Below are 12,284 nucleotides of genomic sequence, written 5' to 3' on the forward strand. Positions count from 1 at the left end.
TTACTTTAGCGTGCAGGGTTCACAGCATGGCTAGTGTTGCAGACTAAGCCGAACCCTCAACATCAGCTTCTTGCGGCTATTTGAATCGCTATCTGCTATGCTTGCGTCACCTAGAAAATGTTTTAAAACGTCGTATGTCAACGAGCTCAACACCAGAAACACAAAACAAAGAGATAGCGGGAATCACACAACAAGTCGAACAGTGGCTCAATGATGTGGTTATCGGTTTGAATCTCTGCCCTTTTGCTGCAAAACCACAACGTAATAACCAAATTAAAATCTTTGTCAGCGAAGCTACTCAAGAGGAAGCGTTGTTGGAAGATATTTTGTTGCAGTTGATGGAACTCAGCAACACCGACCCAGAAGACCTGGAAACCACGTTAGTCGTGGTACCTAACATGCTGGATGATTTCTGGGACTACAACTTTTTTATTGATTGGGTTGAAGGTTTGATTAAACAACAAGATTGGGAAGGCGTGTTCCAATTGGCGACATTCCATCCAGACTACTGTTTTGGTGGTGCGAAGCCAGAAGACGATGAAAACCTGACGAATCGATCGCCATTTCCGATATTCCATCTGATTCGTGAAGAGAGTATGGAAAAGGTTCTCAAACACTACCCAGATCCAGAGTCCATCCCAGACACGAACATAGAGCGCGTCTCTTCTTTGACTGAAGATCAGCGCAAAAAGCTTTTCCCCTATTTATTTAAATAAATTATTTAAAAAGCCGTTCACATACGTTTACCAAACCGTGTCCCCTTAAACCCACTAGGCAGATTTATAAGCAGTCAGAGCCTGATCGCTTGGGGATTAAAGTGCGGTTTGTTATCATTGCGGCTTCAATCGATTCAATGGATATCAGAATGCAACTGTCAAAGCTAACCCAAGAGATTTTTGATCACTTATACCGTGACATTACCGAGTTCCGTAGCACATTCGACCTACCAGTCGCAGACGAAGCGAGCCTAGATAGTCAGGCAGATACACTACACACGTCTTTAGCGATCGAAGAACTGACTGAGTTAGCAGAAGCGGATTGTAAGACCGAGCAAGCCGATGCAATTATCGATAGTGTTTACGTACTGATGGGTCGCCTTGTTCATCTTGGCAACAGCAAAGTGGAAGACAACCTGGCAATCAGTTATCTAATCGATCTCTTGCTGAACGTCGCAGTTAACCGTGGTATCGACTTTATTCCGTGCTGGGATGAAGTGCATTCTAGCAACATGAGCAAAGTGTGCCGCAATGAGCAGGAATACACGGAAACTGAAGCATTTTACGCTGATCAAGGCATCAAATTAATGGCCGTTCATCAGGGCGAATACATCATTGCGAAATGTGCAGAAGATTTTGTTTCCGAAGGCAAAACAGTTCGTAAAGGCAAAGTACTAAAATCGGTTTACTACCGCCCTGCAGATTTAAAGCCACTGACGCAATAATCACCAAGCAGTAAGCAGTAAGCAGACAACAAAAAACGACCTCAAGCAGGTCGTTTTTATATATAGTCAAATAGCCGATAAAAGGATAACGCTCAACGTATTAGTCAAAGATTAAGTAAGGCCTGTCTTCTAAAATGACCTTTCTTACCGACGTATTGAACACCTCTCCAACCCTTTCTTCTGTTAATACATCTTCCGCACGACCAGAGGCATGAAGAACGCCGTTACTTAACAGCAGCACTTTATCAGCATGCTTTAACGTGCGATTGAGATCGTGGTTCGCCACTAATACGCAAAGTCCTTGCGCTGCGACAGCACTGATCAGCTTGTAAAGTAGCCCTTCTTGCGCAATATCCAGCGGCGCTGCTGGCTCATCCAACACCAATAACTTTGAGTATGGATTAATAGTACGCCAGACTTGTAAGCACACCCCGGCGAGACGAACACGTTGCCACTCCCCGCCAGAAAGCGTTTGAATACTGCGATGAAGCTTATCTTGCAATTGCACAAGTTCGACAATCTTGTTCACCGCATCTCGAACCTTACTCTCCGTAATCACCGCTCCGCTTGGTAACGATAAAGCAAGATATTGAAAGACATCGACATTAAATGCGGGTCGGGACTGCTGGCATAAATAACTTCGTTGATGTGCTTGTTCCGACAACGGTAAGCGAAGCAAATCATTACCGTTGACACACACTTCTCCACTGACGCTCGCTTGGTGCGTTAGCGTGCCTGATACAGCCGCAAGTAACGTACTCTTGCCTGAACCATTGGGACCAACGACATGAACGACTTGACCCTCATCGCATTCGAATGACAGTGGCAGAAGTCGTTTACCTACCGCTATGTGCTTAACGTGCATCATGGCTCTTTACCAACATCCAAATAAAAATCGGGGCACCAATAGAGGTCGTCATAACTCCTAATGGTAACTCAGCAGAGTCGAGTAATAATCTTGCACCAATATCCGCAAATACCAGTAAAGCAGCACCAGAAATCGCAGACAGAGGCAATAAATAGCGATTTTCGGTACCAAACGCCAAACGAAGTAGATGAGGCACCACCAAACCAACAAAACTGATCACCCCTCCAAGCGCAACTGAGCCTCCGACCAGAACAGAAACGGCCAAAATCAGCTTCCAACGCAGCTGATGAACATCAATACCTAACTGGGCTGCATGAATTTCTCCAAGCATCAACTTATCAAGGGGCTTGCCTTTGCAACAAAGCCATATTAAGACAGGCAGCATCACTAAAGTGACCGTATGTTGATACCAACTTGCACCACCAATACTGCCCATCAACCAATACATAAGTTGTCGAAGGCTTAAATCATCACTGAAGTAAAATGCCCAGGTCACCACCGCACTCGAGAGAATGCCTAAAGCAACACCAACAAGAAGTAAGCGTGCTGTCGTCAGATGCATCGCTCTTGCGATCGCCACTAAGATGAAGGTAAAAACCATGGTTCCCGCGATCGCGGCCAACATAAATATGATTGGTGTGGGTAAGGCAGGCGAAGCAAACATCACCAGCACCATAGCCAGGCTGGCACCACCAGAAATGCCCAATACACCCGGTTCAGCTAAGACATTGCCCAGTAACACCTGCAAAGTCGCACCAGAAACAGCAAGCGCGGCGCCGATAATCGCGGCAGAAAGCAATCTTGGTAGTCGAAGGTCCACCAGCAGCTTGTGCTCAAATGAAGATAAAGATTGAAAAGGAGAAAGAAAAATCTCTCCGACCATCACATGTATAGCAGAGAGCAGTATGAGCACGGCCGACATAATCAAAAGATTTCGTTGCCAGCGACGTTCCTTATTCAGGATAAGTTGTTGAAAATCCATAATGGCCAGAAAAAACAAACGAGGCCTAACCTTACAGTTAAGCCCCGGTAAATTGCAAATGACTTCGATTCGGTTACCAGCAAATCGCCCATAAAAACAGACTAGTCGCCTAAAACTGCTTATTAATCGTAGACGAGTTCACCATCTTCAAAGCGGGTTTTTACTTCACACACCATTAATGCTGCTCGTTGGCCAATCGCAACGTGTCTATTTGGGAACACAATCGCTTCGTTGTCGTTCTTCGCCATCAATGGTTTATCACCATCATGACCAAACACTTCACCATGAACAAACGACGTAAAATTATCGACATCGTCAGCAAACATAAAATCGAAATCTTCGTTTAAGCGAACAATCGTTCGACTAACGCGATACTTAATACAAGGCTTTGGCAAATGCTCTGGCTGTGATTCTGCGATCAAATTACGCAGTGCTAAATCAAACGCAGTTAACCTGTCTAAGTCATTCTCCCCGACCTTAGCCACACGGCCAAGCTCCATAGTAAGGGCTTGAGCACCAAAGTTTTCCGCGCTGTACCAGCTAAATGTGCTCGATGGTGAGTTTGAAAGCAGAAGCGCTTCAATGTGTGCGCTGTCCAGAAAACTCATCAAATCTGCACTTCGGACCGGATGGCGAGTTTTCGGACTGACCGCAAACGTATAGTGTTTCGAACCGCGGATAGCGCAATGTAAATCGAGATGCCAACGCGTTGTTGGGTCGGTGTCTTGATAGAAATTGGTGACCAACTGCTTTAATGCCTTAGCAATGTCCAACTCTTTCGTTTGAACGTGGTCTTTTTCATCAAACAAACGGTTGAGATTTTCTTCTAGAAATCGTGTGTGAGCTAAAGTCGACTCTGGATGAGCGATGATAAATAAACAGCGCGCTTCAACACTGCCAAAACCGGATTCAATATCTTTAATGATCGAATCAACCAGTTCCATCGGAGCGGTTTCGTCACCATGAATGCCACACGAGATGATGATGTTCTTGGTATCCTGCGTGTAGTTCGCTGGGATAACCTCTAGCACACCACGCTGACAAAGTTTCAGTTTGACGCCATTAGACAACACCTGCTCCTTAGGAGCCGCATCAATATGCAGGTCTAACGTGTCAGTCAAAAACGATTGGCGAAAGAGAGATTTCGTCATGCGTTACTCCTTAATTGCACGGCGGGTATGTTAATAAATTGTACAAAGAATTTTTGTTGCTGCGATCCCACATATAAGCAGTAACCATTATTTTCTCCGAAAATCTGATACCTTTTAGCCCCGTAATCTCAAACCAAGCATTAAATTGTCTGTTATTTAAACGATTACAAAGTGTTAATCGATGAACTTTACCACAGGCACTATCGATATCATTATGATTTGATCAACTTTTTGTCTCGATTCGCCAACCGATTCACAGTATGTGTTCTAATTCGGCAATAACGGCTAAAACGCAGACAATTATTGAGCGAAGGAAACGCCAATCGCTCGCACTGACGGGTATATTTGGTCGTCCACGGTCAGCGTTATGTGCGTCATTGAGCCATTGCCAATGGCTAGCGTCGAATACCACTTAGGGTTTCGCCAATCGAGTTCTAATACATGAGCCAATATCATCCTAATGACACCGCCATGAGTGACGATTAACACGTTGTCGCTTGCGTCGTTAACGATTCGAGACCATGCGTTATTTACTCGTAAAGAGAATGCATCTAAGCGCTCTGCGTTTGGCAATGGGTGCTTGGCAGGCGCTTGCCAAAACGCGTCGAGCTTCTTCCACTTCTCCGTCAGCATATCAAATGGCACACCATCAAAGTCACCAAAGCCCATCTCCTGCAGATCTTGATCTTGCACGACAGGCAGCAACTGTTGTTCACCGATCATTTGCGCGAGGTCGTAACAACGTGAAAGCGGTGACGAAATAATCGCCCCGACCTCTAGCCCATATTCTTTCCATGCATGAGCAATTCGCTGTTGCTCTTTGTCATCGACTTTTAAGTCGGTTTGACCATGCATGCCGGGTGCAGCGTTCACTTTTCCGTGCCGCACTAAATAGATATTCAGCGTTTTCATATCTTCCTAACCCTATTCTTTTAGGACGAGAGGCAACCCAGCAGCCACAAACGTGACACGGTCACATACCTCTGCGAGTCTCTGATTCATTCGACCCGCATTATCGACAAAATAACGACTGACCGCGCCAAGCGGAACCACACCCATACCAACTTCGTTGGAAACAAAAATCACCGATGCTTCACAGTGAGAGGCGGCCTCAACCAACCGATTGATTTCTACCTCGAGTTTTTCATTCGTGCAGTCATCACCCAACTCAAATATCCAGTTATTGAGCCACAACGTGAGACAATCGACTAACACAACATCATCACGACCTAAGCTTAACAGTAACGCCGCCAAGCGCCGGGGACATTCATGCTCTTGCCACCCTGCTCCGCGTTGCTTTTTATGATGCGCGATCCGTTCGCGCATTTCGTCATCAAATGGCAATGCCGTAGCGACGTAATGCAGCGTTGCCCCTGAAGTATGTGCCAGCGCTTGCGCGGACTGCTCTGCAAGTCGGGATTTTCCGGAGCGAGCTCCACCTAATATTAGTTGCTTCATGCGATTAGTCGTTCCATGAGATAAGTCGTTCTATGAGGTCAATGACATTAAGAACCGAGGCACCACGCGATTAAAGTAAGATATACCAGTAATTCTGCGAGTTGCTGAGCCGCTCCGAGACAGTCACCCGTAAAACCGCCAATTCGCTGAGTGAGCCAACGCTTAAAACCAAAGCGAAATAATGCAAGCACCACAGTGATTAACGCCGCCTGAGCCACCCCGAGGAAAAGCGCGACGACACCACCAGTGAACAGTAAAATCGCCACTTCTAGCGACGACTGTTTATTTGCAAGCGGCTTGCTCTTTGATGTATCGCTGTCACTCACATAAGGCATGTCATAAATCAGCGTCGCGGCTAACGTTCGGCTTACCGTATAGGCCACCACGATAATCAATTCGAATTCCGGTAATGAAACCAACTCACTCCAAAACACATACTTGGCCAACAACGCCATGATTAAGGTTGCTGCGCCATACGTCCCGATACGGCTGTCTTTCATTATCGTGAGGCGACGTTCTTGCGTCATCCCTCCGCCAATGCCATCGGCCATGTCGGTCAGTCCATCTTCATGAAAAGCACCGGTAAGCAGCAAACTAAAGGCCATAGTTAGAACTAGCGCTACTGCATCAGGAAGCAATGTGTTGAACAGCCAAAAAGCCAAGGCACATAATCCACCTAAAACAACACCAACCAACGCAAAATAGCGTCCAGCCTGGTTCATACGTTCTTCGCTGTAAGGTAAGTTAGCCGGGACAGGTAAACGACTAAAAAAGCTCACCGCCAACAGAAAAAGTTCACCTTGATAACGTAAAGAGCCGCGTACTTTATCCTCTGGCGTTTTCAGAACTGACACTAGACGGTGACTCCCGCGCTCTCAAAACTCGCCATGTTGTTATAAAACTGGGCTGCCGCTTTTAGCAGTGGTAACGCAAGTGCAGCACCAGTCCCTTCTCCCAGACGCAGACCAAGATCCAACAAAGGCTCAGCTTTTAAGTATTCGAGTACAAATTTATGCCCGCTCTCTTCAGAACGGTGGGCAAACAACATGTAGTCACGCGTTTCTTCATCAAGTAACGTCGCAATGTACGCCGCGACTGAGACAATAAAGCCGTCAACTAGAACTGGTGTTTTCAAGCGCTTAGCTTCTAGGAATGCCCCCACCATTTGAACAATCTCATAACCGCCGACTTGAGCTAAAACCGCTTTGGTATCTAGGTCGTGACATCGGTGAGCACCTTTTGCAACCAGTTTGATCTTTCGGTTAAGTTGCTCTTTATTGATACCCGTTCCTAGCCCAACACAGTGGTCCACTTCCAACGGGCTAAGTGCAGTCAACAACGCCGACGCAGAACTGGTATTGCCAATCCCCATCTCACCAAACATCAATAGATTCGAACCTTCGGCAATACTTTGTTCTGCGATTTTTGCGCCGTAATCCAGACCCAGCGCCACTTGCTCTAAGGACATTGCACTTTGTTTAGAAAAATTGGCCGTACCATTGCCTAAGCGTTGCTCGACCAGATTTGGGTGTGACTGAAACTCTGGAACCAGGACGTTAATCGGCTCCAGCATGCCACAGTCAATCACTTTGAATTCGATTTGGTTCAAATCACAAAAACAATTGATCGCCGCACCACCGGCCAAAAAGTTGGCCACCATCTGCTGAGTAACAGCACTTGGTGCGATACTGATCCCCTCTTCTGCGACTCCGTGATCACCAGCAAACACTAACATCGTTGGTTGACGAATGGTGATGTGTTCCACCGCTTGCGTTTTACCCTGGCTTTGTATGAGCGCGAGTTCCAAGGCCACCTTCTCGAGTAACCCTAGCGAGCCCAATGGCTTGGTTTTATTATCAATGCGCGCTTGGATATCAGCAGCAAAAGAGCGATCCATATGTCCATTTTCCTTATAAATGCGGTTTACGTTTTATTCAACGTCAACGGAAGAGAGAAACAGTGTACGTATCTCTTACGCAAATTCACGTGATTTTTTTATAACATGACAGCCTCGCTTTACCCGATATGAAAACCTGCGTATAACAATATAATCACGTACGTTCTCACTTCGGAGAAGACTCATGAACAGCAGCGTCAATACTTATGCCATCATTGCGGGTGCCACGGGCTTAATTGGCCAACAGGTTTTAACCAACTTACTCACTCAGCCCGGTATCCCTGCTGTATATGCTCTCTCTAGACGCCCACTCACTGGTATTGCCGACCCAGACAAAAAAATCATTCCACTCATTGACGCCGACCTTTCGATTTACGATTGGGATGAAGAGCAACCTTCGCCACAAGTGGGGTTTATCTGTTTGGGCACAACATTAAAGCAAGCTGGCAGCAAAGAGAACTTACGTAAAGTGGACGTAGAGCTCGTCACGAAAGTTGCCCGTCAAATGAAGATGATTGGCGTGAAACGGTTAGCGGTGGTTTCCAGCCTGGGTGCAAACAGCCAATCACGCTCTCATTATCTTGCTTGTAAAGGACAGATGGAAAGCAACATAGAAAAGCTGGGGTTCGATGAGCTAGTCTTCGTCCGCCCTGGTCCTCTAGTCGGTCAAAGAGAACAACCACGAGGCGATGAAAAACTGGTTCAGAGCCTGTTGAAAATCCTTCGCCCTTTGATGATTGGGAAACTATCTAATTTCGTGCCAATTGCTGCGGACGACGTTGCTAAGGCCATGATTTATCAAGTATTCAGCTATCAAGAAGATAAAACGACATACCTAACCCGAAAAGACATGCTCGATTTAGTAAGGCACTATGATTAAGCATCAAAATAGAGACATTCTCTAAAACACCCTGCCTTAGCAGTTAATATAATCGCGAATCATATAACATTAAGAACTATATCATTCCTGTTTTTCATTTTTAAACTGAAAGACAGAGGGGTATCTTACCGTCCCCGCTTCGTTAGTAAATTGCAGCATGTTTCGCTGAATAATAAGGTAAGGTTATGAATTTCGCAGTAGTTGCCTCTCTTGTTGTATTTGTTGGCATATTATTTTTTCTATTTCGCCAGCAACAAAAACAACACACTCTTTCTCGTCTCGTTTTAATTGGTCTTGTTACTGGCTCTTTGTTTGGCTTAGCGCTTCACCTCATTCATGCTGAAAACGGCAGCGTGATATCAGACGTGTTGTCTTGGGTCGCCATCGTCGGTAACGGCTATGTTGGGCTGCTAAAAATGGTGATCATGCCATTAGTCTTGGTGTCGATGATTTCCGCGGTTGTAAAACTGGAAAAAGGCGGCTCACTGGGTAAGATTTCTGGTCTGACAATTTCAGTGTTACTTGTCACAACCGCTATCGCCGCATTGATTGGTATCGGCGTAGCTTCCGCCTTTGGTCTGTCAGCAGAAGGGCTTACCGAGGGTGCGCGAGAAACCGCTCGCATTGCCGTGCTAGAAAGCCGTGTAGGTGCAGTGAGCGACCTAACGATTCCTCAGATGCTGGTCAGCTTCATTCCAACCAACCCATTTGCAGACCTGACAGGTTCTCGTTCAACCTCGATTATCGCGGTCGTAATCTTCGGCGTTCTAACCGGTATTGCTGCACGTAAGGTCATGCAAGAAAAAGCGGAACTGGAAACACCAATTCGCACTTTTGTTGAAGCTGCACAATCTATCGTAATGCGTCTAGTTAAAATGATCATGGCGCTAACGCCTTACGGTATCGCTGCGTTGATGACCAAAGTAGTCGCAACATCGAGTGCTTCTGACATTCTTAACCTACTTGGCTTCATCGTTGCGTCCTACGTTGCCATTGCACTGATGTTCGTTGTACACGGCATTCTGGTTTCTTTTGTTGGTGTAAGCCCAGCAGAATACTTTAAGAAAATTTGGCCAGTGTTGACCTTTGCGTTCACTTCACGCAGTTCAGCCGCTACCATTCCATTGAATGTAGAAGCGCAGATCACCAAACTGAATGTGCCACCAGCTATCGCCAACCTATCCGCTTCATTTGGTGCCACAATTGGTCAAAATGGTTGTGCGGGTATTTACCCAGCGATGCTTGCCGTGATGGTTGCGCCAACAATGGGCATCAACCCGTTAGACATTAACTTCATTCTGTCATTGGTCGGCATTATTACCATCAGCTCATTTGGTATTGCAGGCGTTGGTGGCGGTGCGACATTTGCCGCATTGATTGTACTCCCTGCAATGGGCTTACCCGTGACTATCGCGGCCCTACTTATCTCAATCGAACCATTGATTGACATGGCACGTACTGCACTGAACGTTTCAGGTGCAATGACGGCAGGTACTATTACAAGCCGAGTATTGAAATCTGAGCAAGAGCAAGGAACCGCCGAAGAGGCAAATGCCTAGTTTGCTCGTTTCTCACTAAGAAACAACGCATAAAATCAAGCCGATGGTTTTTCCATCGGCTTTTTGTTTGTTGATGAGCACAGTTTGTTAGGTAATCGAACAACCAGTTCATTAATAGTTACGTTCACACCAGCTTTCCCAATCATCAGTTCCTAGCCTTTTCCGAGCCCTGTATATCCTAAACGCAGTGATCAGTCCCATCCCTATCCCAAAAAAGACAGATGAAACAAGGTAGTTTGACCAACGTTCAGGTTCGCTGTGCCACCACATAATCCACATCATAGCGCCCCATACTAACCCCATAAATACGCCCCCGACTAAGATGACTTTCGTAAGGGATTGAAAGACCAAAGGCATACTTGTGCTGTCTTTGTGTTTTGACCAAATAAATAGGTTTGGTCCCGTTAAATCAGCCGGAACACCTTTTTCAATAAGATGTAGCTGGATAAATTCGAGCTTGTTCATCATAACCTCATAACTTGACTTGCCTGTTATCTATATCCTGATGACCTAAATCGATTTGTCGAGAATGGGATTTTTAATACTGCGATGGACTTCAAAGCGTATCTGGAAGTTCGAGCAACGACTGACTGCTTAAATATAGTCTGAACGTAACGCCAGAGTTACTTGCAGGATTGGGTTTGAATACACCGTGGTATCACTTAACTCACTTGATATTCCTTTAGCTTTTAGATTGATCGGGTAGCGCCTCGTAGCTCGGTATATCATCTAAATTCGCAGCCCAACTTGCTCCACTTCCAACAAAAATTTTGGCGGTAGGCATTATTGGGACAGGACTATCGAGACTGCCCGCAGGGACCATGACGCTGTTTATACTTTCAATCACAGTCGGGAGTGCAGACCCACACTTCTGACAAAAGCTTTTTGTATGAAGTGAGTTTGGATGCTGATAGGTTTTAACCTCTCTTTCACCCTGCAGCCAAGTCAGCGAACTGTCTTTGGCAAACAGATTCGCAGCATGACCGGAGCCAGTGTCCTTTTGGCAGCGAGAACAGTGACACAAGAAGAAAGACTGGAAGTCACCAGATAGCTCATACTTCACCGAACCACAAAGACACGAGCCTTGATGCTTATTATTCATGTCAATCTCCTTACTGTTTAGCTAAGCGTTATAAGCTTATTTTTGAATACACCGCGGTGCTACTTAGCTCACCCGACGGAAGCCTGCAATCATTGCGAAGTAATCCTTCGAATACGTAACCACAACGCTCCGCAACCGCTCTGCTTTTTGCGTTATATTCGACCGCTTTAATTTCAATCCGATTCGCGTTAAGTTCTGAAAATGCATACGTCTCAACCGCTTTAACCGCTTCCGTAACAAAACCATAGCCGACACTGGCGCTGCGTAGCCAGTACCCTATTTCAAAGAACGGCACAGTTTTGTCTCGGATAGTTAACCCTATCGCACCAAGCAAACAACCCGTTTTCTTCTCTATGATTGAATAACGTAATTCATCTTCGAAGTTCTCAAAGTTTTTGATCGCCTGCTTTGTGTTTTCGATGGATTCAGCTTCTGTTAAAGCATAGGGCACCCAAGGAAGAAAAACACCAAGCTCATCCTGACTCTCTTGTATCGCTTCCAGCACCAAAGGTTGGAGCTCCATTGAAGGAGGCACTAATTTGAGTCTTTCTGTTTCCATATCACTCTCCAACTGAGGGTTATCGCGCTTGTTAACCAATTTAACGTCGCTTTCCATTATCATGCCGCCCTTCATTGGTTTCTTCAAAGCATAATCAGTGAAGTTAGTGAGTTAGTGAGTTAATGAGTTAATGAGTTAATGAGTTAATGAGTTAATGAGTTAATGAGTTAATGAGAGCAAACCTGCCAACTCCCATATAATCAAGAGTTAAACACTGGCAGGTCACGCTCTGGCTACGCCACCTTCTCCTTCTCTGTAATATTAGCGCCTGCATTGCAGCGAAGCGGCTTTATAGTTCCCACGCTAATCCGTCATCATTGCAATGCAGCACTTACGGTAGTGGCGGGTTTTAGCGCAATACCTTCCCGCTACCATGGCAGAAAAATG

At 45.8% G+C, this 12,284-nt stretch carries 14 protein-coding genes; 4 read left to right on the forward strand and 10 right to left on the reverse strand.

All coding sequences use genetic code 11. The features are described from left to right. Positions 1–134 precede the first annotated feature (134 nt). Complete coding sequence (locus SU60_RS20005; protein WP_041157066.1) at positions 135–716, forward strand: DUF1415 domain-containing protein; 582 nt, start codon at positions 135–137, stop codon at positions 714–716. A gap of 149 nt (positions 717–865) precedes the next feature. After that, a complete protein-coding gene (locus SU60_RS20010; RefSeq protein WP_041157067.1) occupies positions 866–1,441 on the forward strand; it encodes a nucleoside triphosphate pyrophosphohydrolase family protein in 576 nt (191 codons plus the stop codon). Between the two features lie 100 nt (positions 1,442–1,541). Here the strand turns inward: SU60_RS20010 and btuD are convergent, their stop codons facing one another. From btuD to cobT, 7 genes are all read right to left on the reverse strand, one after another. Then, positions 1,542–2,309, reverse strand: a complete 768-nt coding sequence (gene btuD, locus SU60_RS20015) for a vitamin B12 ABC transporter ATP-binding protein BtuD (protein ID WP_084735972.1) — start codon at positions 2,307–2,309, stop codon at positions 1,542–1,544. Then, the gene (btuC, locus tag SU60_RS20020; RefSeq protein WP_041157069.1) at positions 2,296–3,291 is read right to left on the reverse strand and encodes a vitamin B12 ABC transporter permease BtuC; all 996 of its coding nucleotides are present in this window, start codon (positions 3,289–3,291) and stop codon (positions 2,296–2,298) included. The genes btuD and btuC overlap by 14 nt, the downstream gene beginning before the upstream one ends. Before the next feature lie 122 nt (positions 3,292–3,413). Continuing rightward, positions 3,414–4,442 carry a succinylglutamate desuccinylase gene (locus tag SU60_RS20025; RefSeq protein WP_041157070.1) on the reverse strand — a complete coding sequence of 343 codons (1,029 nt, stop codon included), beginning with the start codon at positions 4,440–4,442 and terminating at the stop codon, positions 3,414–3,416. 300 nt (positions 4,443–4,742) lie between these two features. Then, positions 4,743–5,354, reverse strand: coding sequence for an alpha-ribazole phosphatase (gene cobC / locus SU60_RS20030; RefSeq protein WP_041157071.1), 612 nt, complete (start codon positions 5,352–5,354; stop codon positions 4,743–4,745). 12 nt (positions 5,355–5,366) lie between these two features. Continuing rightward, entirely contained in the window at positions 5,367–5,900 is a 534-nt protein-coding gene (cobU, locus tag SU60_RS20035) for a bifunctional adenosylcobinamide kinase/adenosylcobinamide-phosphate guanylyltransferase (protein ID WP_041157072.1), read from the reverse strand. Between the two features lie 47 nt (positions 5,901–5,947). Then, the gene (locus tag SU60_RS20040) at positions 5,948–6,745 is read right to left on the reverse strand and encodes an adenosylcobinamide-GDP ribazoletransferase (RefSeq protein ID WP_041157116.1); all 798 of its coding nucleotides are present in this window, start codon (positions 6,743–6,745) and stop codon (positions 5,948–5,950) included. 8 nt (positions 6,746–6,753) lie between these two features. Beyond that, complete coding sequence (cobT, locus tag SU60_RS20045; protein WP_342418122.1) at positions 6,754–7,818, reverse strand: nicotinate-nucleotide--dimethylbenzimidazole phosphoribosyltransferase; 1,065 nt, start codon at positions 7,816–7,818, stop codon at positions 6,754–6,756. A 163-nt stretch (positions 7,819–7,981) separates the two neighbouring features. Between cobT and SU60_RS20050 the strand changes: the two genes are divergently transcribed. After that, positions 7,982–8,677: an NAD(P)H-binding protein gene (locus SU60_RS20050; protein ID WP_041157074.1), complete on the forward strand. Its 696-nt coding sequence runs from the start codon at positions 7,982–7,984 to the stop codon at positions 8,675–8,677. A gap of 185 nt (positions 8,678–8,862) precedes the next feature. Beyond that, a complete protein-coding gene (locus tag SU60_RS20055; protein WP_041157075.1) occupies positions 8,863–10,236 on the forward strand; it encodes an L-cystine transporter in 1,374 nt (457 codons plus the stop codon). Between the two features lie 111 nt (positions 10,237–10,347). Here SU60_RS20055 and SU60_RS20060 read toward each other — a convergent pair whose 3' ends face one another. From SU60_RS20060 to SU60_RS20070, 3 genes are all read right to left on the reverse strand, one after another. After that, positions 10,348–10,704 (reverse strand): DUF6404 family protein, encoded by a 357-nt coding sequence (locus SU60_RS20060; protein WP_342418121.1) that lies wholly within the window; start codon positions 10,702–10,704, stop codon positions 10,348–10,350. 214 nt (positions 10,705–10,918) lie between these two features. Continuing rightward, entirely contained in the window at positions 10,919–11,338 is a 420-nt protein-coding gene (locus SU60_RS20065) for a GFA family protein (RefSeq protein ID WP_041157077.1), read from the reverse strand. 28 nt (positions 11,339–11,366) lie between these two features. After that, positions 11,367–11,897 (reverse strand): GNAT family N-acetyltransferase, encoded by a 531-nt coding sequence (locus SU60_RS20070; RefSeq protein ID WP_041157117.1) that lies wholly within the window; start codon positions 11,895–11,897, stop codon positions 11,367–11,369. Positions 11,898–12,284 lie beyond the last annotated feature (387 nt).

The organism is Vibrio mytili (assembly GCF_000830505.1).
Classification (GTDB): domain Bacteria; phylum Pseudomonadota; class Gammaproteobacteria; order Enterobacterales; family Vibrionaceae; genus Vibrio; species Vibrio mytili.

What these genes read in the sequence shown, in the direction of transcription:
- SU60_RS20060 (WP_342418121.1), bottom strand. Translation starts at nt 10,704, where the DNA reads ATGATGAACAAGCTCGAATTTATCCAGCTACATCTTATTGAAAAAGGT.
- SU60_RS20025 (WP_041157070.1), bottom strand. Translation starts at nt 4,442, where the DNA reads ATGACGAAATCTCTCTTTCGCCAATCGTTTTTGACTGACACGTTAGAC.
- btuC (WP_041157069.1), bottom strand. Translation starts at nt 3,291, where the DNA reads ATGGATTTTCAACAACTTATCCTGAATAAGGAACGTCGCTGGCAACGA.
- SU60_RS20050 (WP_041157074.1), top strand. Translation starts at nt 7,982, where the DNA reads ATGAACAGCAGCGTCAATACTTATGCCATCATTGCGGGTGCCACGGGC.
- SU60_RS20070 (WP_041157117.1), bottom strand. Translation starts at nt 11,897, where the DNA reads ATGGAAACAGAAAGACTCAAATTAGTGCCTCCTTCAATGGAGCTCCAA.
- SU60_RS20005 (WP_041157066.1), top strand. Translation starts at nt 135, where the DNA reads ATGTCAACGAGCTCAACACCAGAAACACAAAACAAAGAGATAGCGGGA.
- SU60_RS20010 (WP_041157067.1), top strand. Translation starts at nt 866, where the DNA reads ATGCAACTGTCAAAGCTAACCCAAGAGATTTTTGATCACTTATACCGT.
- cobU (WP_041157072.1), bottom strand. Translation starts at nt 5,900, where the DNA reads ATGAAGCAACTAATATTAGGTGGAGCTCGCTCCGGAAAATCCCGACTT.
- btuD (WP_084735972.1), bottom strand. Translation starts at nt 2,309, where the DNA reads ATGATGCACGTTAAGCACATAGCGGTAGGTAAACGACTTCTGCCACTG.
- SU60_RS20065 (WP_041157077.1), bottom strand. Translation starts at nt 11,338, where the DNA reads ATGAATAATAAGCATCAAGGCTCGTGTCTTTGTGGTTCGGTGAAGTAT.
- cobC (WP_041157071.1), bottom strand. Translation starts at nt 5,354, where the DNA reads ATGAAAACGCTGAATATCTATTTAGTGCGGCACGGAAAAGTGAACGCT.
- SU60_RS20055 (WP_041157075.1), top strand. Translation starts at nt 8,863, where the DNA reads ATGAATTTCGCAGTAGTTGCCTCTCTTGTTGTATTTGTTGGCATATTA.